This is a genomic window from Streptomyces sp. VRA16 Mangrove soil (assembly GCF_017377775.1).
GTDB lineage: Bacteria > Actinomycetota > Actinomycetes > Streptomycetales > Streptomycetaceae > Streptomyces.
The window spans coordinates 209,006-233,085 of the sequence record NZ_JAFVLN010000014.1; the positions used below are offsets into that span (position 1 = coordinate 209,006).

The 24,080-nt window shown below is 72.8% G+C and carries 19 protein-coding genes and 1 pseudogene; 9 read left to right on the forward strand and 11 right to left on the reverse strand.

Annotated features, from left to right (window positions below; genetic code table 11):
* Positions 1 to 90 precede the first annotated feature (90 nt).
* From J3486_RS31865 to recA, 3 genes are all read right to left on the reverse strand, one after another.
* Positions 91 to 2,634, reverse strand: coding sequence for an FtsX-like permease family protein (locus J3486_RS31865; RefSeq protein ID WP_207826661.1), 2,544 nt, complete (start codon positions 2,632 to 2,634; stop codon positions 91 to 93).
* A gap of 536 nt (positions 2,635 to 3,170) precedes the next feature.
* On the reverse strand, positions 3,171 to 3,947 hold the full coding sequence (recX, locus tag J3486_RS31870) for a recombination regulator RecX (RefSeq protein ID WP_207826583.1): 777 nt from the start codon (positions 3,945 to 3,947) through the stop codon (positions 3,171 to 3,173).
* A 3-nt stretch (positions 3,948 to 3,950) separates the two neighbouring features.
* On the reverse strand, positions 3,951 to 5,066 hold the full coding sequence (recA, locus tag J3486_RS31875; RefSeq protein ID WP_207826585.1) for a recombinase RecA: 1,116 nt from the start codon (positions 5,064 to 5,066) through the stop codon (positions 3,951 to 3,953).
* 266 nt (positions 5,067 to 5,332) lie between these two features.
* Here recA and J3486_RS31880 point away from each other — a divergent pair, with 266 nt between their 5' ends.
* From J3486_RS31880 to J3486_RS31890, 3 genes are all read left to right on the forward strand, one after another.
* Complete coding sequence (locus J3486_RS31880) at positions 5,333 to 5,722, forward strand: VOC family protein (RefSeq protein ID WP_207826587.1); 390 nt, start codon at positions 5,333 to 5,335, stop codon at positions 5,720 to 5,722.
* An 89-nt stretch (positions 5,723 to 5,811) separates the two neighbouring features.
* Positions 5,812 to 6,207 (forward strand): hypothetical protein, encoded by a 396-nt coding sequence (locus J3486_RS31885; protein WP_207826589.1) that lies wholly within the window; start codon positions 5,812 to 5,814, stop codon positions 6,205 to 6,207.
* Positions 6,208 to 6,291: 84 nt separating this feature from the next.
* Positions 6,292 to 7,098: a hypothetical protein gene (locus tag J3486_RS31890; protein ID WP_229378909.1), complete on the forward strand. Its 807-nt coding sequence runs from the start codon at positions 6,292 to 6,294 to the stop codon at positions 7,096 to 7,098.
* A gap of 18 nt (positions 7,099 to 7,116) precedes the next feature.
* Here J3486_RS31890 and J3486_RS31895 read toward each other — a convergent pair whose 3' ends face one another.
* Both J3486_RS31895 and J3486_RS31900 read right to left on the reverse strand, forming a co-directional pair.
* Positions 7,117 to 8,373: an AI-2E family transporter gene (locus J3486_RS31895; RefSeq protein ID WP_207826591.1), complete on the reverse strand. Its 1,257-nt coding sequence runs from the start codon at positions 8,371 to 8,373 to the stop codon at positions 7,117 to 7,119.
* An 81-nt stretch (positions 8,374 to 8,454) separates the two neighbouring features.
* A complete protein-coding gene (locus J3486_RS31900) occupies positions 8,455 to 8,649 on the reverse strand; it encodes a DUF3046 domain-containing protein (RefSeq protein WP_207826593.1) in 195 nt (64 codons plus the stop codon).
* A gap of 79 nt (positions 8,650 to 8,728) precedes the next feature.
* Here J3486_RS31900 and J3486_RS31905 point away from each other — a divergent pair, with 79 nt between their 5' ends.
* Complete coding sequence (locus tag J3486_RS31905; RefSeq protein WP_207826595.1) at positions 8,729 to 9,679, forward strand: hypothetical protein; 951 nt, start codon at positions 8,729 to 8,731, stop codon at positions 9,677 to 9,679.
* A gap of 35 nt (positions 9,680 to 9,714) precedes the next feature.
* Here the strand turns inward: J3486_RS31905 and J3486_RS31910 are convergent, their stop codons facing one another.
* Positions 9,715 to 10,893: a CdaR family transcriptional regulator gene (locus J3486_RS31910; protein WP_207826597.1), complete on the reverse strand. Its 1,179-nt coding sequence runs from the start codon at positions 10,891 to 10,893 to the stop codon at positions 9,715 to 9,717.
* Between the two features lie 216 nt (positions 10,894 to 11,109).
* On the opposite strand from J3486_RS31910, the gene J3486_RS31915 reads away from it, so the two are divergent.
* A complete protein-coding gene (locus tag J3486_RS31915; protein ID WP_207826599.1) occupies positions 11,110 to 12,501 on the forward strand; it encodes an alkyl sulfatase dimerization domain-containing protein in 1,392 nt (463 codons plus the stop codon).
* Complete coding sequence (locus J3486_RS31920; protein ID WP_229378947.1) at positions 12,501 to 13,790, forward strand: MFS transporter; 1,290 nt, start codon at positions 12,501 to 12,503, stop codon at positions 13,788 to 13,790. Before J3486_RS31915 ends, J3486_RS31920 begins: the two co-directional genes overlap by 1 nt.
* A 193-nt stretch (positions 13,791 to 13,983) precedes the next feature.
* Here J3486_RS31920 and J3486_RS31925 read toward each other — a convergent pair whose 3' ends face one another.
* The 3 genes and pseudogenes from J3486_RS31925 to J3486_RS31935 all read right to left on the reverse strand — a co-directional run.
* The gene (locus J3486_RS31925; RefSeq protein WP_207826603.1) at positions 13,984 to 14,292 is read right to left on the reverse strand and encodes an AzlD domain-containing protein; all 309 of its coding nucleotides are present in this window, start codon (positions 14,290 to 14,292) and stop codon (positions 13,984 to 13,986) included.
* Positions 14,289 to 15,038, reverse strand: coding sequence for an AzlC family ABC transporter permease (locus J3486_RS31930; protein ID WP_207826666.1), 750 nt, complete (start codon positions 15,036 to 15,038; stop codon positions 14,289 to 14,291). Before J3486_RS31930 ends, J3486_RS31925 begins: the two co-directional genes overlap by 4 nt.
* Positions 15,039 to 15,226: 188 nt before the next feature.
* Positions 15,227 to 15,994, reverse strand: a pseudogene (locus J3486_RS31935) (AraC family transcriptional regulator); the annotation flags it as partial.
* Positions 15,995 to 16,074: 80 nt separating this feature from the next.
* On the opposite strand from J3486_RS31935, the gene J3486_RS31940 reads away from it, so the two are divergent.
* The 3 genes from J3486_RS31940 to J3486_RS31950 all read left to right on the forward strand — a co-directional run bounded on the left by J3486_RS31940 (position 16,075) and on the right by J3486_RS31950 (position 22,542).
* Positions 16,075 to 20,814: an ATP-dependent helicase gene (locus tag J3486_RS31940; protein ID WP_207826605.1), complete on the forward strand. Its 4,740-nt coding sequence runs from the start codon at positions 16,075 to 16,077 to the stop codon at positions 20,812 to 20,814.
* Between the two features lie 60 nt (positions 20,815 to 20,874).
* On the forward strand, positions 20,875 to 21,675 hold the full coding sequence (locus tag J3486_RS31945; RefSeq protein ID WP_207826607.1) for an Fpg/Nei family DNA glycosylase: 801 nt from the start codon (positions 20,875 to 20,877) through the stop codon (positions 21,673 to 21,675).
* A gap of 84 nt (positions 21,676 to 21,759) precedes the next feature.
* Entirely contained in the window at positions 21,760 to 22,542 is a 783-nt protein-coding gene (locus tag J3486_RS31950; RefSeq protein WP_207826609.1) for an SDR family NAD(P)-dependent oxidoreductase, read from the forward strand.
* Between the two features lie 446 nt (positions 22,543 to 22,988).
* On the opposite strand, the gene J3486_RS31955 is transcribed toward J3486_RS31950, so the two are convergent.
* Entirely contained in the window at positions 22,989 to 23,462 is a 474-nt protein-coding gene (locus J3486_RS31955) for a Dps family protein (protein ID WP_207826610.1), read from the reverse strand.
* Positions 23,463 to 23,648: 186 nt separating this feature from the next.
* Positions 23,649 to 24,029 (reverse strand): helix-turn-helix domain-containing protein, encoded by a 381-nt coding sequence (locus tag J3486_RS31960; RefSeq protein ID WP_207826611.1) that lies wholly within the window; start codon positions 24,027 to 24,029, stop codon positions 23,649 to 23,651.
* Between the last annotated feature and the right edge of the window lie 51 nt (positions 24,030 to 24,080).

The following is a 24,080-nucleotide window of genomic DNA, read 5'->3' on the forward strand; positions in this document are numbered from 1 at the left end:
ATCAATACAACTAGGGCCCGACACGCGGGTGCCCCTTACGGAGACCGGGAAAGGTCTGCGTAAGGGGCACCCGCCATGGTCAACCGACCCTTACTCCTTGGCCGTTGCGACGGTGACGGGCCGGACCCGCAGAGCCACCCGGCCGGGCAGCGACGTCGCGGTGAGCGCGAGCAGTCCCGCAGCCGCGATCACGGTGAGGTACGTCAGCGGCAGGACGGCCGGGGCGGCCGTGCCCGTCATCCCGAGGCTGAAGGCGCTGAGCACGGCGGCGGCGATCCCGCTGCCGAGGGCCACGCCCATGAGGACGACGGTCAGCGCCTCGACGCGCAACATGCGCAGCACCTGCCGCCGCGTCGCGCCGGCGAGCCGGAGCAGGGCGAACTCGCGGATCCGCTCGGACACCGACATCGCGAGGGTGTTGACGACGGCGATGGCGGTGAAGGCGAGCACGAGCGCCATCGCGATGATGTTGACCTCCGCGTTGGCCTGCTGGCGCGCCTCCTGGAGCCCGTCGGCGTCGCCCGGCGAGATCACCCGCACGCCCGGGAACTCCCGCAGGGTGTGCGCGAGTTGTTCCTGTGTACGGCCGGTGGAGACGAGCACGGAGGAGGCGAGCGGGTTGTCGATGTGGCGCGAGAGCAGATCGTGGGCGACGGTCAGATCGCCGAAGCCGAGACCCCGGGCGTAGACGGCGGCGACGGTGAGGGTGACGGGCGTGCCGTCGCCCAGCGTCAGCTTCAGCGTGCTGCCGGGCTTCACGTTCCGCTGATCGGCGGCGAGTTCACTGACGGCGACGGAGCGCGCCCCGAAGTGCTTCAGCGATCCCGCGGTGACGTCCGGGTCCCAGGTCCGGGTGAGCCCGGCCGGCGTGACGCCCTGCACCGGGTACTTGTCGAGGCCGACGCGGACGGTGGAGCGGACGACCTCGGTGGCCGTGGTCCCCTTGTCCGCGGTCCGCAGCTCGCGCACGGCCGCCTCCGGGATTCCGGGGCCCTGCGCGGCGAGCACCCAGTCGGCGCGGACACCTTCGTGGGCCTGGGCGCGGGTGGCGTCGCCCAGGGTGGGCTGGACGAACAGTACGGTGCAGGTCATCCCGACGAGGAGGGTGATCGGGGTGACGACGGCGGCCATGCGCGCGGCGTGTCCCTTGAGGTTGGCGGTGGCGATCCGGGCGCCGGGCCCGACCATCCGCAGCGGCCGTCCCAGGACGGCGACGGTCGCGCGGACCAGGAGCGGGCCGAGCAGGGAGACGGCGACGGCGAGGACGACCACGGTCAGGAAGGTCACCGGAGTCGACGCGGCCTCGGTGCGCAGCCCGCCCAGGACGACGACGAGCACGGCCCCGCCGGCCAGGGCGATCAGTCCCGCGACGGTCCGTGCCACGGCGGGCCGTGCGGACTCGACGCTCGCCTCGGACAGCGCGGCGGCGGGGCGGATGCGGCCGATGCGGCGCGCGGCGACCCGGGTGGCGGCCCAGGCGCCGAACAGCGTGGCGAGCAGCCCGGCGGCGACCGGGAAGAAGCTCACGGTGCGCTCCAGGGTGGGCGGGACGGCGCCGAGGTCGACGAAGCGCCCGTACAGCCAGCCGCCGAGCGGCAGTCCGGCCAGGGAGCCGACGGCACCGGCGGCCGCGCCGACAAGCAGCGCCTCGCAGCTGAGCATCTTGCGGATCTGCCGGGGCGTGGCGGCGATGGCGCGCAGCAGGGCCAGCTCGCGGTGGCGCTGCTGCACGGACAGGGTGAAGGTGCCGACGACGACGAGGACGGCGACGAGCAGGGAGGTGCCGCCCATGGCCCCGCCCATGCTGACGAGCTTCACCCGCGCGGCGGCGCCGTCCAGGAACTCGACCTGGCCGCGGTCGTCCCCCGTGGTGACGCGCGCCTTCGTCCCGTCCAGCGCCCGGGCGACGGCCCGCTTCAACTCGGCCACGTCCTGGCCCCGTTCGGGCACGACGCCGATCGCCGTCACCCGGCCGGGGTGGGCGGCGAGCCGCTGTGCCTCTCCGGCGGAGAAGAACAGCGAGGTCTGCCGGGTGACGCCGGCGCCCGCGGCGGGCGCGGCGATCCCCGTCACGCGGTACGTGCGCGGGTCCTGGGTGGACTGCACGGGGAGCCGGTCGCCGACGGTGAGGTGGGCGCGGTCCGCGAGGTCCCGGTCCACCACGACGTCGCCCGCGGCGCGGGGCGCGGAGCCCTCGGTCAGCCGGTACGGAGTGAGGGCGGCGGAGTTCCAGGCGTGCCCGTAGGCGGGCCGGTCGGGGTCGGCAGCGCCGGGGGCCGACGGCTCGGCGAGAAAGGTGAGTTCGGGCACCGCTCGCCGCACTCCGGGCACCGCCCGCACCGTGCGCACGACGTCCTGCGACAGCCACGCCCGCTCGGCGATCGGCTTCGCCTTGTGCTTGACCTTCGTCTTGCCCTTCTTGTGCTTGACGATGGTCCGGTGCACGTTCTGATCCGCGGAGACGAGCATCGGCGCGGCCGCGTAGCGCTCGGTGTGCACGGTCCCGCGCAGTCCGGTCTCCAGCAGCGTGCCGCAGGCGGTGACCAGGGCGGACGCGCACATCAACGCGAGAAAAGCCCCGAGGAACCCCCCTTTGCGGTCCCTTACGGTCTGCAGTGCGTAGCGCAGCATCATGACGTCCCCCACCGGGCCGAGCCCCTCTTCAAGGTCATGGCTCTAAGATCGCCCGTCCCCCCGGCCCGGCACACTGCGGCGCCCAGGCGTCTTGGGGTGGGGTAAACCCCACCCACCCCGCCCGGTCCCGCTCGGGAGCCGGCCTCGCGGCGCAGCCCTCGCGGGCCTCGTGCTCACGAGCCGCGCCTTCGCGCTCACCAGCCGCGCCCCACGAGTCTCCTTCGCGAGCCTCGGCCTCCGGGCTCAAGGGCGCCCCGGCCCAAGGGCTCTGCCACGCCGGGCGGTTCACGCTCCCCCTGCCGGACCGGCCACACCCCCATGGCGACCGGCCGACGATCTTCCTCTAGGGCCTGCCCGGCGGCTCAGGTCGCACCCGTGTGGCCCGTGTCTTTCCTTGCTGGTGAGCGGGATCTGGAGCGTCGAGACGCAAGGCCAAGGCGGAGGAGGGCGTCAACGCGGAGCGCTGGCAACCGACGACAACGCCGCAGGTCGGCGTGCCGGACCCCACGCCCGCGACAAGTTCCGCCGTACCGGCCCTAGTCCAGGAACCCCAGGTCCTCGGTCTCCTCCCCCTCCTCCTCCAGCGCCTGCCTGACCACGCGCAGCGCCATCCCCTCGGGGTAGCCCTTGCGCGCGAGCATCCCCGCGAGGCGCCGCAGCCGCTTGTCCCGGTCCAGGCCGCGGGTGGAGCGGAGCTTACGGGCGACCAGATCGCGCGCCGTGTCCTCCTCCTGCTCGGAATCGAGCTGCCCCACCGCCTCGTCGATCACCGTCGAGTCCACGCCCTTGGTGCGCAGTTCACGCGCGAGCGCCCGCCGGGCGAGACCCCGCCCGTGGTGCCGGGACTCGACCCAGGCGTCGGCGAAGGCACTGTCGTTGATCAGCCCGACCTCCTCGAACCGGGACAGCACCTCCTTCGCGACGTCGTCCGGGATCTCGCGCTTGCGCAACGCGTCTGCGAGCTGCTTGCGCGTGCGCGGGGTCCCGGTGAGCAGGCGCAGACAGATGTTCCGCGCCCGCTCCGCCGGGTCCCCTGACGGCTCCCCTCGCTCGGCCCTCGACGAGGGAGGGGGGCCGTCGTTCTGTCCGGTGCCGGGCGGATCCCCGAATCCGCTCCGGCGCCGGCGTCCGCGCGGTCCGGCCCCACCGCGTGTCCGTCCACCACGGCGCGGCCCGTCCGCCGCGCCGTCCCCCGGTTCGCCGTCGTGACCTGCCTCCCCGTACGCGGCATCGTCGTACGCCCCGGATCCCTCGCGGCCCTGCGGGGCGGTGGGGAAGGCGTCGTACTCGGCCCAGTCGGTTCGTCGTGTCACGGACTAGCTCTTGGCCGCCGCGGCCTTGGACTTGGCGGCCTTGGGAGCGGGGACGGTCTTCGCATCGTCGGCGGGGGCGGCCGCCGCGTCCGCGCTCGGCTCCTCGGCCGGCTCCTCGGTCTTCTTCACACCGACGCCCAGCTTCTCCTTGATCTTCCTCTCGATCTCGTTGGCCAGGTCAGGGTTGTCCTTCAGGAAGTTGCGCGCGTTCTCCTTGCCCTGGCCGAGCTGGTCGCCCTCGTACGTGTACCAGGCGCCGGCCTTGCGGACGAAGCCGTGCTCCACGCCCATGTCGATCAGGCCACCCTCACGGGAGATGCCCTGGCCGTAGAGGATGTCGAACTCGGCCTGCTTGAAGGGCGGCGCGACCTTGTTCTTGACGACCTTGACGCGGGTGCGGTTGCCGACCGCGTCCGTGCCGTCCTTCAGGGTCTCGATGCGGCGGATGTCCATGCGCACCGAGGCGTAGAACTTCAGCGCGCGGCCACCGGTCGTGGTCTCCGGCGAGCCGAACATCACGCCGATCTTCTCGCGCAGCTGGTTGATGAAGATCGCGGTGGTCTTCGACTGGTTGAGCGCGCTGGTGATCTTCCGCAGGGCCTGGCTCATCAGGCGGGCCTGGAGACCCACGTGCGAGTCACCCATCTCGCCCTCGATCTCCGCGCGCGGCACGAGCGCGGCGACGGAGTCGATGACGATGAGGTCGAGGGCGCCGGAGCGGACCAGCATGTCGACGATCTCGAGCGCCTGCTCGCCGTTGTCCGGCTGCGACAGGATCAGGTTGTCGATGTCGACGCCGAGCTTCTTGGCGTACTCAGGGTCGAGGGCGTGCTCGGCGTCCACGAAGGCCACCGCGCCGCCGGCCTTCTGGGCGTTGGCGACAGCGTGCAGGGTCAGGGTCGTCTTACCGGAGGACTCCGGGCCGTAGATCTCCACCACACGGCCGCGCGGGATGCCGCCGACGCCGAGCGCGACGTCGAGCGCGGTCGAGCCGGTCGAGATGACCTCGATGGGCTCGTTGCTCCGCTCGCCCATGCGCATGACGGCGCCCTTGCCGAATTGCCGTTCAATCTGTGCGAGCGCGGCGTCGAGCGCCTTCTCGCGGTCGGTTCCTGCCATGGGTTCCACCCGGTTTGCTTGTGTCGATCGCTTCACGTCAAAGACGCTAACGCCTGCCACTGACAATCGGCCTCGACGCCCGTTCCGCCTGTGGATAACTCGAGGCTCGTAGCCCGGCCACCCTCTCCGAATCCCTTGGGATTCCTGGGGAAGAGAGCCTCCGGACACTCCATGAGAATGGATGTTCGATTTTGGTGTCAAGCGCACCACGCGGGAGCTGCGGCACAACGCGCCCCGACTCCGAAGCCCACTGAGAGGATCAGCCCATGGCGGACACATACCCGCAAATCAACGCTCTGATCATCGATGCCACGGACCCCGACCGGCTCGCCGCCTTCTGGTCCGCGCTGCTCGACAGGCCGGTCGTGGGCCGCACGGGCCCCTACGTCTGGCTGCGGCGGGAGAACGGCCTCGCCCTTGGCTTCCAGGGCGCCACCGAGCCCACGGCGGGCAAGAACCGGATGCACTTCGACGTCTCCTCCCCCGATCCCGCCGCCGAGCAGGAGCGGATCGAGGCACTGGGCGGGCGCAGGCTCACCCAGTACGACGAGGGTGGCTTCCTGGTCATGGCGGACCCCGAGGGCAACGAGTTCTGTGTCATCCCGACGGGCCCGCTCGACATGGACGACGAGGGGCGCGTGCACTACCTCCTCTGAGGCGTCTCCCGTAAGGCGCCCGGCCCGAGCCGTCTCCCGGGACCGGGCCCGAGCGCTGTGCCCAGAGCGCGGCCTGCAAAGCTGGCCCGATGTTCCTGGACCCTGAGAACACCCTGTTCGTGCGCGGCACCACACCGGCTCTGCTGGTGGCCGGGGCTCCCGTGCACGACGCCCTGCCGGTGCTGACCACCCCCGACGGGCAGGTGCCGCTCTGCCCGGGGTGGAGCCTGCTGCCCCGGCTCACCGTGTGCGTCGTGGACGGGCCCGGCGACGCCGGGCTCCTCGTGCGCGCTCTCGCCGCCCCGGTGGCCGGCGGCGCGGGCAGCGAGAACGCCGAGTCCGCCATGGCCGCCTGGTGCGACGACGCGGCGCGGGCCGGCGGCGCGGTCGTCCTCTCCCTCGACGCGCTGCCCGAGACCCTCGACTGGAGCCACCTCCTGGGATCCGGCACGGCTCACGGCGGATTCGTCGCCCTGGCGACCTGAGACCGCCCCTACTCCCGGCGCCGTACGCCGAGTGTCTCCGGCCGGACGACGCCCGCACGGCCCCGCACGACGAGGCTTGTCCGCATGGAACCCCGTTCGGAGACCGTCGCGAAGACCGCCCTCACACCCCGCCGCACGACCACCGGGTGGTCGTCGGTGCGCCCCGTCGAGCGCCTCTGCTACGCGACCGGCGCGGTCCTGGTCGCGTCGGGCCTCGTCCACCTCGTGGTGTTCGCGGTCGACGGCGGCCCGTGGGACGGCCCCGTCTCCTGGCGCAAGCCCTTCACCTTCGGGCTCTCCTTCGGGCTGACGCTGGTGGCCCTCACCTGGGTGACGTCGTACCTCCGGGTGGGCGCGCGGCTGCGCGGCGTCCTGCTCGCGGTGTTCGCCGCGGACTGCGTCCTTGAGGTGGGCGGGATCACCCTTCAGGCGTGGCGCAAGGTCCCGTCGCACCTCGACATGGAGACGCCCTTCGACACCGCCGTCTCCATGTCGCTCGCCGTGGGCGGCGGCGTCCTGGTGGTGCTCCTGACGGTCTTCGCCGTCGCGTCCTTCCGCGGGCGCCCGAGCGGACCCACGGCGATGCCGCTCGCCGTGCGTGCCGGTTTCGCCGTCCTCCTGGTGGGCCTCGCGTCCGGCGCGGCCATGATCGCGCGCGGTGTCACGCTGACCAGGACCGGCCACCAGGAGGCGGCGTACCACTCGACGGCCCCCCTCAAGCCGCTGCACGGGGTCAGCCTGCACGCCGTACTGGTGCTGCCCGCGCTGTCCTGGCTGATGTCCCGTACGCCGTGGCAGGACCGCACCAAGGAGCGCGTCATGTACGCCGCGGTGGCCGCCTACGGAGCGGCGGTCGTCGCGGCCGGCGTCCGGGCCGCGCTCACGTACTGAACCGGGCCCGGCGCGCGGCTACGACGCCTCGGTGTCGGTCGGCGGCGCGGCCCCCGGCTCGTTCGGCCCCCGCAGGGCGCGCCGCACGCGCGCGAGGAGGGACACTCCGCCCCGTCTGCGGTGGCCGTGCACGCGCGGGTCGTCCGTCACGTCGTACCGCTTCACGTACGCCCCGAGGAACGCCTGGAGCGTGGCGACGGCGGGGATCGCGATGAGCGCGCCCACCGCACCTAGCAGCGCGGTGCCCGCGATGACCGATCCGAAGGCGACCGCCGGGTGGATGTCCACCGTCTTCGCGGTCAGCTTCGGCTGCAGCATGTAGTTCTCGAACTGCTGGTAGATCACCACGAAGACGAGCACCCACAGTGCGTACCAGGGGTCCACCGTGAACGCGATCAGCATCGGCAGCGCGCCCGCGAGATACGTGCCGATGGTCGGGATGAACTGCGAGACGAGGCCCACCCACAGGCCGAGCACGGGCGCGTACGGCACGCCGAGCGCCTGAAGCAGGATGTAGTGCGCGATCCCGGAGATCAGCGCCATCAGACCGCGCGAGTACAGGTAGCCGCCGGTCTTGTCGACGGCGATCTCCCAGGCGCGCAGCACCTCGGCCTGCTTGGCGGGCGGCAGCACCGAGCACAGCGCACGCCGCAGCCGCGGGCCGTCGGCGGCGAAGTAGAACGAGAACAGCGTGATCGTGAGCAGCTGGAAGAGGGCGCCGAGCACCTGCCCTGAGACGTCCAGGACGCCGGTCGCACTGTTCTGCACGTACTTCTGCAGCCAGTCCGAGTGCAGCAGGCTGTCCTGGACCTCGACCCGGTTCAGGTCCGTGTGGAATGTCTCGTTGACCCAGCTGATCAGTTGGTCGAGGTACTTCGGGAAGTCCTCGACCATGTTCACGACCTGGCCGGCGAGCATCGAGCTGAGCAGCACGATGAAGCCGGCGCCCGCGATCATCACACCGACGAAGACGAGGCCGGTGGCCAGCCCGCGGCGCAGACCGCGCGCCGCCATCCAACTCACCGCGGGCTCCACGGCGAGCGCCAGGAAGAACGCGATCAGTACGTTGATCAGCAGTCCCGTGACCTGGTGGAACGCCCAACTGCCGAGCTGGAAGCAGGCGATGAGGGCCAGGGCGAGCACCATGGCGCGCGGCAGCCATCGGGGCATGCCCGCGCGCGCGGCCGTCACCGGCCCCGGCGGCTGCGCGGGCGGCGTCGTGCCGGGCGGTGCGACGTCGGTCGCCACCTGGAGGTTCTCGTCTGTCGCTGCCACGGTGCCAGTCTCGCCCACGCCGCCGACAATCGGCGCCACGCCCCCGGAATCCGTCCCGCCGTCCCTCCCGGTCGGCGCTGCTCAGCGGTCCTGGTGGGGTACGTCCATCGTGGTGCACACCACGCGCCAGACGTCCTTCGCCTCCCAGCCGGCGTCGAGCGCCTCGTGGACCGTGCGCCCGCCGAGCCCCGTCATCACGTGGTCGCGCGCGAAGGTGTCGGCGTACCCGGATCCGAAGTGATCCGCCATCCGCTGCCAGAAGACCGTCAACCGCATGCCTCCAGTATCCCGCTCCTGAGAGTGCAGCCGTGCCGGGGAGGCTTGCCGAGAACGCTTTCCGCCCTACGGTCGGTGCATGGCCGAAACCGGAGCTTCCCCACTCCCCTCATCGCCCTCGGCACGCACCCCGCTCTCCCGTGCCGAATCCTTCGTCTGGCTGACCGCGCGCGTGCTGGAACAGCGTCGCTTCGCCTATCACTTCCTGGAGACCTCATCCGCCGCGGCCGACGCCGTGGAGACCGCCCTGGCCGCTTACCGCAACGAGGACGAGGGGTACGGACACGCCCTCGAACCGGATCTGCGGGGGCCGGTCAGCCAGCCCCTGCACACCGGTCACGCCCTGCGCGTCCTGGACTCCGTCGGACGGTGCTCGGGGCAGCGCGTGGAACGCGTGTGCCGCTATCTGACCGCCGTCTCCACCCCGGAAGGAGCCCTTCCGGCGGTGCATCCCAGCCAGCGCGGCTACCCCTGCGCCCCGTTCGTGCCGATCGTGGACGACCCGCCCAGCGAGCTGCTGGCCACCGGGCCCGTCGTCGGCCTGCTGCACCGCAACGAGGTGTGGCACGCCTGGCTCTTCCGCGCCACGGACTTCTGCTGGTCCGCCGTCGAGTCCCTGAAGACGTCACATCCGTACGAGATCCAGGCGTCGGTCGCGTTCCTGGACAACGTGCCGGACCGCTCGCGCGCGCGGGCGGCCGCCGACCGGCTGGGCCGACTCGTGCGCGAGCAGGGTCTCGCGGTGCTCGATCCGGAGCACGAGGAGGACTACCCGGTGGCGCCCGGCTACGCCCCGGGCGAGCGCCACTATCCGTACGACTACGCGAAGGCGCCCGAGTCGCTGGCGCGCTCCTGGTTCACCGAGGAGGAGATCGCCCGCTCCCTGGATCACCTGGAGAGCGAGCAGCAGGAGGACGGCGGCTGGCCGGTCAACTGGCGGCAGTGGGCCCCGGGTACCGCCTTGGAGGCGCGTCCCATGGTGACCATCGAGGCACTGCGCACACTGCGCGCGTACGGGCGTCCCTTGTAGGCGGGCGCCGCTCCGTCGGCGGGCGCCCCGCGCGGTCAGCCCTCGGAGTCGCGCAGCAACAGAGCGGCGAGCGCGAGGGCCGTGCCGCGCGGCGACGACAGGTCGATGCCGGTCCGCTCGGCGATCTTCGCCAGCCGGTTGTCGACGGTGTTCGGGTGCAGCGCGAGCGCGGCTGCGGTGGCCCGGCGGTCCTGCCGGTGGGCCAGGTGCGTGCGCAGCGTCTCCAGGAGTTCGGGCCGCTCGGCCACCGGGTCCAGGAGTGCGGCGATATGTGCGCTGCTCTCGTTGCGCCGTGACAGGTGGTACTCGAGCAGGACGTCGTCGAGGCGGTGCAGTCCCGGCGGCATCCCGCACGCGCGCGTGATGCGCAGGATCTCGGTCGCGGTGCGCGCCGCGTCGGTGAGGTGCTCGGGCCCGGCCGCCGGCACCGCGGCGACCCGCACCTCCAGTCCGCTCGCCCTGCTGAGGTGCTGGGGCAGGTCGTCGGGCGGGACGCGGTCCGCGGGGACGATGACGCGGCCGCCGTCGCCGTCCAGGAGCGCCAGCACCTCCACACCGAAGGTGTGGTCCAGGACGGTCTGCAGGCGCCGCACCCTGCGCCGTACCGCCACGGGGCCGTCCGCGGGCGGCGAGTCCAGGCCGAGGGCCAGCAGGAGGGACGGTCCTTCGAGCCTGAGCTGGTCGAGCAGCACGTGTCCGGGCGGCACCATCCCGTCGAGCAGGCCGCGCACCAACGACCGCTGCTGCGCACGCTGTTCGGCCTCCAGTGCGGAACGCTCGTCCAGGTACGTCTCGGCGACCGCGCCGACGATGCCGGGGTGGCTCCGCAACAGGATGTCGACCAGTTCGACGAGGGCCGCCTCCTCGCCCGGCCGCGCCACGTCGCGCAGCGCCTGCCACAGGACGTAGGCGCCGAGCGCATGGGTGCGCAGCAGGAGGTGCAGCGGCATGCCCTCCTCGGCGCGCTGGGCGGCTCTCTCGCGGAACAGCCGGTAGCTGCCCGGCCGGTCCAGGTCCGGGTCGTTCACGCGGCGCAGGAACAGCCGTACGCCGTGCCGCGCGGTCGCCGCGATCTCCAGGTCCTTCACGTCGTCCGGCAGGTCCGCGTAGCCGGGGAGTTCCTCGAAGGACTCGCGGGCCATGCGGCGGGCCAGCTCGTTGACGCGCGGCTCGCAACGCGCGGCGAGGGAGCGCGCCTCGGGCGACAGCGACACGGTTCCTCCCTGGGGCCGTCGCGGGGCACTGCGTTGTGACGCGTCACAGTACCCAGCCGATCCGTGTGTGACGCGGGGTGGTGTTCCGCGTCACCCATGACGTCTTGACTCGGGTACGGCCGATGGGCGCGGGGCCCGCACGCCAATTACGCACCACCCCTACAGCAAGCAGGGCCCGCACGCCGACGCACCACCCTTACAGGAGGAGCCACGCACATGACGGAGCACAACGAGGCGGCGACGAAGGCCGCGGACTACATCGCCTACACGGACCGGGTCTGGCACGGCTCAGAGTCGCTGCTGCCCCACCTGTCGGGCGCCTACTCGGGGGACGAGCTGGTGCGGCTGCGCGCGCGGGTGGGCTTCTTCCCCGCCTTCGCCAACGTGACCGCGTTCGACACCGGTGACGGTGTGGTCCTCGTCGACTCGGGCGACTTCCGGACGGCCGACCGACTGCACGCCGCCGTCCGTGGGTTCGGGGCCGGCCCGGTGCGCTCCGTCGTGTACACGCACGGCCACGTGGACCATGTCTTCGGAGTCTTCCCCTTCGACAAGGAAGCGCGGGAGAACGGGACCGAGCTCCCTGAGGTCGTCGCGCACGAGGCGGTTCCCGCACGCTTCGACCGCTACATACGGACCGCCGGCTACAACTCCTGGATCAACCGCAGGCAGTTCGGCGTGCCCTCCCTGGAGTGGCCGACCACGTACCGCTACCCGGACACCGTCTACCGGGACCGGCTGACATTCCGCCGCGGCGAGCTGACCTTCGAGCTCGTCCACGCGCGCGGGGAGACCGACGACCACACCTATGTGTGGATCCCGGAGCTGAAGACCCTGTGCACGGGCGACCTGTTCATCTGGAACACGCCGAACGCGGGCAACCCGCAGAAGGTGCAGCGCTACCCGGAGGAGTGGGCCCGCGCGCTGCGCGCCATGCAGGAGCTGGGCGCCGAACTTCTGCTGCCCGGCCACGGGGTGCCCGTGATGGGCACCGAGCGCGTGCACCGGGCGCTGGACGACACCGCACGGCTCCTGGAGTCGCTGTGCGAGCAGACCAGGGAGCTGATGAACGCGGGCCACCGGCTCGACGCCGTGATCCACGGCGTGAAGGTCCCCGAGGAGCTGCTGTCGCGCCCATACCTCCACCCGGCCTACGACGAGCCGGAGTTCGTCGTGCGCAATCTGTGGCGGCTCTGGGGAGGCTGGTACGACCAGAACCCGGCCCATCTCAAGCCGGCCCCGGAGGCGGCGGTCGCCGCCGAGTACGCGCGGGCCGCGGGCGGCGCGACGCACCTGGCCGAGCGGGCCCGCGAACTGCTCGCCCAGGGCGACGTACGGCTCGCCTCGCACCTGGCCGAGACCGCCGCACTCGCCGCGCCCACGGACATCGAGGTGGCACGCGTGCGTGCCGAGGTGTACGCGCAGCGCGCCAGGAAGGAGACGTCCACGATGGCTCGGGGCGTCTTCAACTGGGCGGCCGCCGAATCGGCCGCGGTGGCCGAAGGCACCGACGTGACCACGGAGTTGACGCGTTCCCCCGAAGGCCGCAGGACGGCCGAGGGTGTGATCAGCGTCGGGGTGGTCGACGACGAGGATGCGTGCTGCTGATGCGCGGCGCCTGGCGCACGACCTGGCTGCTGCTCGCCTTCATGGTCGTGAACTTCGCCGACAAGGCCGTCCTCGGACTCGCGGGCCCGGAGATCCGGGCGGACTTCGGCATCACCCGGGCGGAGTTCGGCACGGCACAGTCGGCGTTCTTCGCGCTGTTCTCGGTCGCGGCCCTGGGGGTCGCGGCCCTCACGAAGCGGATCCGGACGACGCCGCTGCTCCTGGTGCTCGCCCTTCTGTGGTCGGCGGCGCAGCTGCCGATGGTGTGGGATGCGGCCGGGTTCGGCGCCTTGGTGGCCACCCGCGTCCTGCTGGGCGCCGCCGAGGGGCCCGCCTCACCGGTGGCCATGCATCACGTGCACGGCTGGTTCCCGCAGCGTGAGCGGACGCTGCCGACCGCGGTCCTGCTGGTCGGCGCGGCCATCGGGGTCGCCGTGGCCTCGCCGGTGCTGAGCTGGGTGATCTCGCACCAGGGATGGCGCTGGTCGTTCGGCGTGGTCGGTCTCGTGGGGCTCGTCTGGGCCGTGGCGTGGCGCCTGTGGGGCTCTGAGGGGCCGCTGGCGCCCTCGGTCGGCAAGGAGGCTGCCGGGACGGCTCAGGACCCGCTCACGGTGCCGCTGCGCCGGATCCTGCTCTCGCCCACCTTCCTGACCGCCGCCTTCGGTTCGTTCGCCGCCTACTGGTCGATGTCGACGCTGCTCACGTGGGCGCCCGACTACCTGGAGAGCGTCGTCGGCTGGGATCTCCACCGGGCGAGCACGATGGTCGGCGCGGGCGCCCTCGCGAACGGGGCCGTCCTTCTGGTGCACGGCCTTCTGTCCCGCCGTGCGGCCCGGCGCGACGCACCGCCGCGCCTGCCCGTGGGCGCGGGCGCGGGCATCCTCGTCACCCTGGCGGGGTGCGCCACGGCCGTCTACGGGACGACCGACTCCCTGGCCGTCAAGGTCCCCATGATGATGGGTCCGATGGCGCTCGCCATGGTGATGCTCACGGTGGCCGCCACCGCGTGCTCCCGTATCGCTCCGCCTTCCCAAAGGGGCGTCGTCCTGGGCGTGCTCACCTTCGTGTACGCCCTCGGCGGCATTCTGTCGCCGCTCGTCCTGGGCGCCATGGTGGACAGCGCGGCCACCGTGTCCGCCGGGTACGAGCACGGCTGGCTGCTGACCTCCGGTCTCCTGGTGACGGGCGGCGTCCTCGCGGCGCTCTTCTGCCGCCCGGAGCGCACGGCCCGGAAACTCGGCGTACCCGAGACATCGGAAACCGCGACAGCGGTCCCGGTGGCGCACTAGCCGTTATGGATGCCTACAGCTCGGCGGGTCCGACCTGTAGGCATCCGGTCCGACCTGTAGGCATCTGGCCCGCCCCGGAGACATCCGGACCGACCTGTAGGCATCCGGTCCGACCTGTAGACATCCGGCCCGACCCGGAGACACCCGGACCGACCTGTAGGCATCCGGCCCGCCCCGGAGACACCCGGACCCCTCACCCCGTGAGCGCGCGCACCCCCGCCGTGACGACCACGGCGGCCGCGACGATCACCAGAAAGGGCGCGCGCAGCAGCAGCGCGACAGCGGCCGCGGCGAGTCCGGCGGCCTTGGCGTCGAGCACCAGCACGCGGCCGTCCGCGAACGTCTGCTGAGCGGTGAGCGCGGCCAGCAGCGCGACCGGCAACAAGGCCGACAGACGCTTCACGAGAGGCCGTTCCAGGGCCCCCGCGGGCACGAGCAGGCCGATGAGTTTGACGGCGTAGCAGCCCACGGCGGTGACGCCGATGGCGATCCAGAAGTTCAACGGTCCTCCCCATGCACCGTGTCGGAGGTGGCCGCACGGCGCCGCCCCTCCACGTAGAGCACCGTGGGCGCGGCGAGCGCGGCCACGAGTACGGGCACGCCTGCGGGCAGTACGGGCAGCAGGCCGAGCATCAGTACGACGGCGAGAGCGGCCACGGCGCGCTCCGTGGTGGTCCTCAGCATCGGCGCCAGGAGCGCGAGGAAGACGGCGGGCCCGGCCGCGTCGATCCCCCAGGCGTCCGTGTCGCCGATGGCCTCGGCGCCGAGGGCGCCGAGCAGTGTGGTCAGGTTCCACAGCGTGTACAGGGTCAGCCCGGTGACGGTGAACCCGATGCGGACGCTGCGCCGGTCGGGCTGGGCGAGCGAGACGGCCGACGTCTCGTCGATGACCCAGTGCGCGGCGAACGGCCGCACCGCGCGCGGCAGCGCGAGCAGCTGCGACAGCCGCAGCCCGTAGAAGGCGTTGCGCACACCGAGGAAGAATGCCCCCGCCGCGGCCGTGAAGGGGTTGCCGCCGGCCGCGAGCGCGCCGACGAGCGCGAACTGCGAGGCCCCGGTGAACACGAAGAGGCTGAGCACGCAGGTCTGCAGCACGCTGAGGCCGCTGCCGGCCGACGTCACTCCGAAGGCGAATCCGGAGAGTCCGACGGCGACGCCGACGCCGAGCGCGTCCCGGACGACGGCCGCGTCGGACTTTCCTGCCCCTTGGGCGTGCTCAGGGACCGCGCCGTCGGCGGCTGGTCGTATGGGTGCGGGTGTTGTCTGTTCTGCCACGTCCCGGACGGTACGAGCCGGCGCGCCCCCGGGTCTTGTACGTTCTTGCGCTCCCTTGTCACCCCGTCCTCTGTCACCCTGTCCTCCCCGGTTCTGCGTTCCTTCTGGTACGCGCCCGGGGGCACCCCGACGATCCGGGTGAAGTGCCGGTTCAGGTGCGGCTGGTCGGTGAACCCGACGGCGACCGCGGCGTCGGCCGGTGCCGTGCCCGCCTCCAGAAGGCGCCGGGCGGCCCGCACGCGCGCGTTGGTGAGCCAGGTGTGCGGCGGCATCCCGTAGGCGTCACGGAAGGCCCGCAACAACGCGAAGGGGCTGGTGCCGAGTTCGGCGGCGAGATTCTCCAGGGACGGCGGCTCGGCCATCCGCGCTTCGAGCACCTCGCGCGCGCTGGCCGCGGCCCTGGCCCCCGCGGTCCTGCGGGGACGCTGCTCCAGCGCCGTGCCGTGGTCGCGCAGCAGCCGGGCGAGCACGACCCGCAGGAGGCTGTCGGCCGCCAGCGCGTTGCCCTGCTCGGCCGCGCGGTGCACCTCACTGATCAGCCGCCCGGCCTGCGGGTCGGTGACGATGGGCTCGCCGAAGCCCGGGGTGCCGCGGACCGTGGTGGTCTCCGCGGCTATCTCGGCGACGACGTGCGCCGACGGGTACAGCGTGGAGTACGACCAGCCGTCGGGCCCGCCCGCCTGCGCGGTGTGCGCCACCTCCGGGTTGATCATGACGACGCTCCCGGGGCCCGCGAGCAGGGTTTCGCCGGGCATGCCGACGGCCTCGACGCCGCCGGTGACCGCGCCGAACACATAGCCGTCGTGGCTGTGGCGCGGGAAGGTGTGGCGCAGATAGCGGGCGCGCAGCAGATCGAGGCCCGGCAACTGCTCGTACCGCCAGTGCCGTGCCCACTCACCCTTGCCCGACCGACCCGCCATGCCCTCCATTCTGCGCTACGGATCCCGCCACGGGCCCACCGTTTCCGCTGGTCACGGCCATTGTCAGTGGTGGGGTGCAGGATGGAGGCATGGTCAGGCCCAAGCAGGGGGCCCACAGTGCCCTGGACGGTTTCTCCCCCGCGACCCGCGGCTGGTTCACGGGCGCCTTCTCCGCGCCCACGTCCGCGCAGGCCGGCGCGTGGCAGGCGATCGGCGAGGGTTCGGACGTGCTGGTGGTCGCGCCGACCGGCTCGGGCAAGACGCTGGCGGCGTTCCTCGCGGCCCTCGACCAGCTGGCGTCGACGCCGCCGCCCGCCGACCCCAAGAAGCGCTGCCGGGTGCTGTACGTGTCCCCGCTCAAGGCCCTCGCGGTGGACGTGGAGCGCAATCTGCGCAGCCCGCTCACCGGTATCCGTCAGGAGGCGGTGCGCCTGGGTCTGCCGGAGCCCGAGGTGAAGGTCGGCATCCGCTCCGGCGACACCCCGCCCGCCGAGCGCCGCGCCCTGGCCACCCGCCCGCCGGACATCCTGATCACGACCCCGGAGTCGCTGTTCCTGATGCTGACGTCGGCCACGCGGGACGCGCTGACCGGTATCGAGACGGTGATCCTCGACGAGGTGCACGCGGTGGCGGGCACCAAGCGCGGCGCCCATCTGGCGCTCTCCCTGGAGCGCCTCGACCAGTTGCTGCCCCGTCCTGCCCGCCGCATCGGCCTGTCGGCGACGGTCCGCCCGGTCGACGAGGTCGCGCGGTACCTCTCGCCGCAGCGCAAGGTGGAGATCGTCCAGCCGCCCTCCGGCAAGGAGTTCGACCTGTCGGTGGTCGTCCCCGTCGAGGACCTGGGCGAGCTGGGCGGTTCCCCCGTGGCGGACGGGGACGACAAGGCCGAGCGCCCGTCCATCTGGCCGCACGTCGAGGAGCGCATCACCGACCTCATCGAGTCGCACCGCTCCACCATCGTCTTCGCCAACTCGCGCCGCCTCGCGGAGCGCTTGTGCAACAGGCTGAACGAGATCGCGTACGAGCGCGCCACCGGTGAAGCGCTGCCCGAGGACCACTCCCCGGCAGAGCTGATGGCCGAGTCCGGCGCCGCCAAGGGCGCTCCGCCGGTGATCGCGCGGGCCCACCACGGTTCGGTCTCCAAGGAGCAGCGCGCCCTGGTCGAGGAGGACCTGAAGGCGGGCCGGCTGCCCGCGGTCGTGGCCACCTCCAGCCTGGAACTGGGCATCGACATGGGAGCGGTCGATCTGGTCGTCCAGGTGGAGTCGCCGCCGTCGGTCGCCTCCGGGCTGCAGCGCGTGGGCCGTGCGGGCCACCAAGTGGGGGCGGTGTCCACCGGAGTCGTGTTCCCCAAGTACCGGGGCGACCTGGTGCAGTCCGCGGTCGTCACCGAGCGGATGCGCGCGGGCTCCATCGAGTCGCTGCGCGTCCCGGCCAACCCGCTGGACGTGCTCGCGCAGCAGTTGGTCGCGATCACGGCCCTGGACACCTGGCAGGTCGACGACCTGCTCGCCCTGGTCCGCCGGGCCGCGCCGTTCGCGTCGCTCCCTGAGTCGGCGTTCACCGGCGTCCTCGACATGCTGGCGGGCCGCTACCCGTCCGACGCCTTCGCCGAGCTGCGCCCGCGCGTGGTCTGGGACCGTGTCACGGGCACCGTCACGGGCCGCCCGGGAGCGCAGCGCCTGGCGGTCACCTCCGGTGGCACGATCCCCGACCGCGGCCTCTTCGGCGTCTTCCTCGCGGGAGCCGACCCGAAGAAGGGCGGCGGCCGCGTCGGTGAGCTCGACGAGGAGATGGTCTACGAGTCCCGCGTGGGCGACGTCTTCACGCTGGGCACCAGTTCCTGGCGCATCGAGGACATCACGCGCGACCGCGTCCTGGTCTCCCCCGCCCCCGGTGTCCCCGGCCGGCTGCCCTTCTGGAAGGGCGACCAGCTGGGCCGCCCGCTCGAACTGGGGCGTGCGGTGGGTGCGTTCCTCCGCGAGGTCGGCTCGCTGAAGCCGGAGGCCGCGCGCGAGCGCCTCGCCGCGGCGGGCCTCGACACCTGGGCCGCGGACAACGTTCTGTCCTACCTGGCCGAGCAGCGCGAGGCGTGCGGCCACATCCCGGACGACCGGACCATCGTGGTCGAGCGGTTCCGTGACGAGCTGGGTGACTGGCGCGTCGTCGTCCACTCGCCCTTCGGCGCCCAGGTGCACGCCCCGTGGGCGCTCGCCCTGGGCGCGCGGCTCAGCGAGAAGTACGGCATGGACGCCCAGGTGATGCACGCCGACGACGGCATCGTGCTGCGCCTGCCCGACGCCGATCTGATGGGCCTGGACCTGCTCGACCAGGAGCCCGCCAAGCTGGGCATGGAGTACGACTCCGAGCAGGCGCCCATCGGGGCGGCGGACGTCGCCTTCGACCGGGGCGACGTGGACCAGATCGTCACGGACCAGGTCGGCGGCTCGGCCCTGTTCGCCTCCCGTTTCCGCGAGTGCGCGGCCCGCGCGCTGCTGCTCCCCAAGCGCAACCCGGGCAAGCGCACCCCGCTGTGGCAGCAGCGGCAGCGCGCCTCCCAGCTCCTGGAGGTGGCGAGCGAGTTCGGGTCGTTCCCGATCGTCCTGGAGGCGGTGCGCGAGTGCCTCCAGGACGTCTTCGACGTTCCCGGGCTGGCCGAGCTGATGGGCGACATCGAGTCCCGCAAGGTGCGCCTCGTGGAGGTCACCACCCCGGAGGCGTCCCCGTTCGCCCGCTCGCTGCTGTTCGGCTATGTGGCGCAGTTCCTCTACGAGGGCGACTCACCGCTCGCCGAGCGCCGCGCGGCCGCGCTCTCCCTGGACTCGCACCTGCTGGCCGAGCTGCTCGGCCAGGCCGAGCTGCGCGAGCTGCTCGACGCAGACGTCCTGGCCGAGCTGGAGCAGGAGCTGCAGTGGCGCACCGAGGACCGCCGCGTCCGGGACCCCGAGGGTGTCGCGGACCTGCTGCGTCTCCTCGGCCCGCTCACCGGCGCCGAGTTGGCCGAGCGCGGCGCCGAGCCGGGCTGGGCCGAGGATCTCGCCGCCGCCCGCCGCGCCATCCGCGTCCGCATCGCCGGCACCGACCACTGGGCGGCGATCGAGGACGCGGGCCGGTTGCGCGACGCGCTGGGCACAGCCCTCCCGGTCGGCGTCCCGGAGGCCTTCACCGAACCGGTCAAGGACCCCTTGGGCGACCTGCTGGCCCGCTACGCCCGAACCCACGGCCCGTTCACGTCGAAACAGGCCGCGGCCCGCTTCGGCCTCGGCACGGCGGTCACCGAGGGCGCCCTCCAGCGCCTGGGGGCCAACGGCCGGGTCGTGCAGGGCGAGTTCCACCCCGCCGGTATCGGCCAGGAGTGGTGCGACGCCGCCGTCCTGCGCCGCCTGCGCCGCCGCTCCCTGGCCGCGCTCCGTCACGAACTCGAACCGGTGCCCCCGGCGGCGCTGGCCCAGTTCCTGCCCCAGTGGCAGCACTTGGGCGGCCACGGCCTGCACGGCATCGACGGCCTGGTCCGGGCCGTCGAGCAGCTCCAGGGCGCCTCGGTCCCGGCGTCCGCCCTGGAGAAGCTGGTCCTGCCCTCCCGCGTCTCCGGCTACGTACCGGCGATGCTCGACGAACTCACCGCGTCCGGCGAGGTCGTATGGGCCGGCGCGGGCTCGCTGCCCGGTAAGGACGGCTGGGTGAGCCTGTACCTCGCCGACACCGCGCCCCTCCTCCTGCCGCCCCCGCACCCCCTGGAGCCGACGGCGCTCCACGAGTCGATCCTGTCGTCCCTCTCCGGCGGCTACGGCCTGTTCTTCCGCCAGATCGCCGACCAGGTCCGCGCCACCACGCACCCGGAGGCCACCGATCCCCAACTGGCCGACGCCCTCTGGGAGCTGGCCTGGTCGGGCCGGCTGACCAACGACACGCTGGCGCCGATGCGCGCCCTGCTCGGCTCAGGACGCACCGCGGGGTCCACCGCCCATCGAGCCCGCCGGTCCGTCCCGCGCGGGCGCTACGGAAGCCTCGCGGCGACAGCCCGCCCCACCTCGCGCACCGGCCCGCCCACCGTCGCGGGCCGCTGGTCCCTGCTGCCCGGGCAGGAGTCCGACCCGACGCTTCGCGCCCACGCCCTGGCCCGCACCCTCCTCGACCGGCACGGCGTGGTGACCCGCGGCGCCGTGGCCGCCGAAGGCGTCGAGGGCGGTTTCTCGGCGACGTACCGGATCCTTTCCGCCTTCGAGGAGAGCGGTCAGGCCCGGCGCGGCTATGTCGTGGAAGGCCTCGGCGCGGCGCAGTTCGCGATGGACGGCGCAGTGGACCGCCTGCGCGCGGCGGCCAATGCGCGAGAGCGCGGCGCGCCCCCGCCCGACCCCTACGCCTCCGTCGACGCCCCCACCTCGAAGGGCGCCGCGCCCCGCGCCCTCCTCCTGGCCGCGGCCGATCCGGCCAACGCGTACGGGGCGGCCCTGTCCTGGCCCGACCCGCCGACCGGCGCGGGACACAAGCCGGGCCGCAAGGCGGGCTCCCTCGTGGTCCTGGTCGACGGCGAGCTGACGCTCTACATGGAGCGCGGCGGCAAGACCCTGCTGTGCTGGCCCGCCGCCGAAGCGGCAGGAGGCTCGTCCACCGCGGGCGCCGAGGACCTCACCCCGGCCCAGGTCGCCGCCGATCCCCGGCTGCCCGCGGCGGCGCAGTCCCTCGCGGACGCCGCCCGCTCCGGCTCCCTCGGCACGATCACGGTCGAGCGGATCAACGGCACGGCAGCGCTCACCTCCCCGTACGCCCCACTCCTGGAAGGAGCCGGTTTCCACGCGACCCCGCGCGGCCTGCGCCTGCGCGCGTGAGGCCCCCGGGGAGCCCCGCGCGACCGCTCACCGGAACGCGCCCGCGCCTACCCTGAACCCATGCCCGAAGGAGACACCGTCCTACAGGCCGCGAAGCGGCTGCACACCGCCCTCGCGGGCGAGGTCCTCACCCGCTCCGACCTGCGCGTCCCGCGCTTCGCGACGGCCGACCTGACCGGCCGCGAAGTCCTGGACGTCACCGCGCGTGGCAAGCACCTCCTGACCCGCGTCGAGGGCGGCCTGACACTCCACTCGCACCTGCGGATGGACGGCTCCTGGAAGATCTACGCCCCGGGCGAGCGCTGGCGCGGCGGCCCCACCCACCAGATCCGCGCGATCCTCGCCAACGAGCACCGCACCGCGGTCGGCTACCGGCTGCCCGTCCTCGAACTGATCCGTACGACAGAGGAGTTCAAGGCGGTCAGTCACCTCGGTCCCGATCTGCTCGGCCCGGACTGGGACCCCGACGCGGCCCTGCGCAACCTGCTCAAGGACCCCGCCCGCCCCCTCGGCGAGGCCCTCCTGGACCAGCGCAACCTCGCGGGCATCGGCAACATCTACAAGTCCGAGCTCTGCTTCGTGCTCCGCGTCACCCCCTGGCTCCCGGTGGGCGACCTGCCCGCCGACGCCGCCGCCCGGCTCCCCCTCCTCGCCCACAAGCTCCTCGACGCCAACCGCGACCGCCCGGCGCGCAGCACCACCGGCCGCGCCCGCCCCAGTGAGCGCCTCTTCGTCTACGGCCGCGCGGGACGCCCGTGCCTGCGCTGCCGCACCACGATTCGCGAGGCGAACCAGGGCGACGGCTCCCGCGAACGCCCCACCTACTGGTGCCCGGGATGCCAGCAGGGCCCGATCGCTTAGCCGCCCCGCCGCCTCCAACACCCCCACAAGCCCACCCCCGCACACCAATTGACGGACCGTCAGAAATCCTCGTACGGTCCCTTCATGCCTGTAACGGCGTACGACCTCACCGGACGCACCGCATTCGTCACCGGCGCGGCGAGCGGCATCGGCCGCGCGTCGGCCGCGCTCCTCGCCGAGGCGGGAGCCACCGTGCACTGCGCGGACCGCGACGAACAGGGCCTGCACGAGACGACGGACCTCATCAAGGAGGCCGGCGGTACCGCGCACGCGCACTCCCTCGACGTCAGCGACCGCACCCAGCTGTCCGAAGCGATCGCCACGGCGGCCCGCACCTCCCCCGGCGGCAGCCTCGACATCATGGCCGCCATCGCCGGGATCATGCACAGCAGCCCCGTCCTGGAGACCTGCGACGAGGACCTCGACCGCGTACTCGCCATCAACTTCAAGGGCGTCCTGTACGCCTGTCAGGAAGCGGCCCGCACCATGATCGCGGCGGGCACCCGCGGCAGCATCGTCACGATGGCCTCGGGGGCGATCGACACGGGCGGCCCCGGCCTGCTCTGCTACGGCGTCGCCAAGGCGGCCGTCGTCCAGCTGACCAAGACGCTCGCCACGGAGGTCGGCCCGCACGGCATCCGCGTGAACGCGGTCGCACCGGGCTGGATCCGCACCCCGATGACCACCCGCCACGACGAGCGCGTCCAGGCCCACACGGAGTCCCTGATGGTCCGGATGTCCCCGCTCGGCCGGGTCGGCGAGCCCGAGGACATCGCGCACGCGGTGCTGCACCTCGCCTCGGACGCCGCGGCGTTCACGACGGGCCAGATCCTCCGCCCGAACGGAGGCGTCGCCATGCCCTGGTGACCTCTCCCCACACCGCACCCCCGGCTTGCCGGCCCGCCCGCACCGCCCTGGCGCGCACCCGCCGCGCGCCATGGTGCCCCGGCGCTCCCGCGACACCTGCGGCCTTCGATTTGGGCAGCGCGTGCACGGGCAGCAGACTCAGCCCCCATCCCCCGACGGCGACCGCCCCCTCGAACGCCCCGGCGTCGGGAGCGAAGGCCAGCCGCAGCACCCCCCACCACCACACCGCCCCGAGGACCAGGGCCGGTATCCAGCGCAGCAACCGCCACCGAGCCACTGCCACCGACCGTTCACCTCCGCCGTCCCGCACGGCACCGCGCCGCACTCACCACGCCCCGCCACACCGGCCGCACGACGCCACCTTCCGACGCTAACGGCGCGCGCACCCCGTGAACAGGGCGCACCGGTGGCGCGCCACCGAGGAGGTGACGCGCCCCGGCCCTTGTTCAGCCGCCGTTCTCGGCCTGGAACATCCAGTGATGCTTCTCCAGGTCCGCCGTGATGCCGATGAAGATGTCCTGGCTCACCGGATCCGCCTCACCGGTCGCCTCGATCCGTTCCCGCATCCGGGTGATCACGGCGCCGAGGGCGTGCACCAGCGTCCCCACCGCGTCCGTGTCCTTGACCCAGCCCTCGGCGACCGCGCCGATGCCGCTGGTGTCGGCCACGGTCCTGGCCCGGCCGTCGGGCGGGACACCCAGCGTCGAGGCGCGCTCGGCCACCGTGTCGGAGTGCAGCCGCGCGGTGTCCACCACCTCGTCGAGTTGCAGGTGCACCGACCGGAAGCGGGGGCCGACCACGTTCCAGTGCACCTGCTTCGCCACCAGCGAGAGGTCCACGAGATCGACCAGGGCGCCCTGCAGCGCCTCGGACACGGTCTTCAGATCAGCATCGGACAGCGGGCTCTTCACGACGTACATCCGTCACCTCCGTATCGAAACCATTACCAACAATGGCATATACGTACTACAACGGACACACAGGGGCATCAAACTCCCCGGCTCCGCCAGGCTCCATCGGCCGTCACCCCACGTGCCGGAACGCAGAAAGCCCCGGCCGAAATGATTCGGCCGGGGCTTTCCCCGAACTCACGCTGAGCGCAGACGCTACGCCGCTACGACGTCGACCGCCTCCGCAGGCGCCTTGATCGTCACCCGTTCCGGCGGGACGCCGGTCACGGAGACGGAATTGAGCATCGGGCGAACCGGCGATGGCACCGGCTCGGACGGGACCGCTGCCGCCGACGCGGCCAGCTCCGCGAGGGCGAGCTCGTCGCTCACCTCGCGCATCAACTCGGACATCCGTACGTCAAGCGCGTCGCAGATCGCGGAGAGCAGCTCGGAGGAAGCCTCCTTCTGCCCCCGCTCCACCTCGGAGAGATAGCCGAGCGAGACTCGGGCGGACGAGGAGACTTCGCGCAGAGTACGGCCCTGGCGCTGGCGCTGCCGACGCAGCACGTCACCCAGCAGGCGACGGAGCAGAATCATCGGTGGCTCCCTCCTCGGACCGCGTAGCCGCATCCTTCACGCCCCACCGTA

Bases quoted from the DNA above. Each gene is read 5' to 3' on its own strand.
- J3486_RS31865 (WP_207826661.1), bottom strand. From the start codon at position 2,634: ATGATGCTGCGCTACGCACTGCAGACCGTAAGGGACCGCAAAGGGGGG.
- recA (WP_207826585.1), bottom strand. From the start codon at position 5,066: ATGGCAGGAACCGACCGCGAGAAGGCGCTCGACGCCGCGCTCGCACAG.
- J3486_RS31880 (WP_207826587.1), top strand. From the start codon at position 5,333: ATGGCGGACACATACCCGCAAATCAACGCTCTGATCATCGATGCCACG.
- J3486_RS31885 (WP_207826589.1), top strand. From the start codon at position 5,812: ATGTTCCTGGACCCTGAGAACACCCTGTTCGTGCGCGGCACCACACCG.
- J3486_RS31890 (WP_229378909.1), top strand. From the start codon at position 6,292: ATGGAACCCCGTTCGGAGACCGTCGCGAAGACCGCCCTCACACCCCGC.
- J3486_RS31900 (WP_207826593.1), bottom strand. From the start codon at position 8,649: ATGCGGTTGACGGTCTTCTGGCAGCGGATGGCGGATCACTTCGGATCC.
- J3486_RS31905 (WP_207826595.1), top strand. From the start codon at position 8,729: ATGGCCGAAACCGGAGCTTCCCCACTCCCCTCATCGCCCTCGGCACGC.
- J3486_RS31915 (WP_207826599.1), top strand. From the start codon at position 11,110: ATGACGGAGCACAACGAGGCGGCGACGAAGGCCGCGGACTACATCGCC.
- J3486_RS31920 (WP_229378947.1), top strand. From the start codon at position 12,501: ATGCGCGGCGCCTGGCGCACGACCTGGCTGCTGCTCGCCTTCATGGTC.
- J3486_RS31940 (WP_207826605.1), top strand. From the start codon at position 16,075: ATGGTCAGGCCCAAGCAGGGGGCCCACAGTGCCCTGGACGGTTTCTCC.
- J3486_RS31945 (WP_207826607.1), top strand. From the start codon at position 20,875: ATGCCCGAAGGAGACACCGTCCTACAGGCCGCGAAGCGGCTGCACACC.
- J3486_RS31950 (WP_207826609.1), top strand. From the start codon at position 21,760: ATGCCTGTAACGGCGTACGACCTCACCGGACGCACCGCATTCGTCACC.
- J3486_RS31955 (WP_207826610.1), bottom strand. From the start codon at position 23,462: ATGTACGTCGTGAAGAGCCCGCTGTCCGATGCTGATCTGAAGACCGTG.
- J3486_RS31960 (WP_207826611.1), bottom strand. From the start codon at position 24,029: ATGATTCTGCTCCGTCGCCTGCTGGGTGACGTGCTGCGTCGGCAGCGC.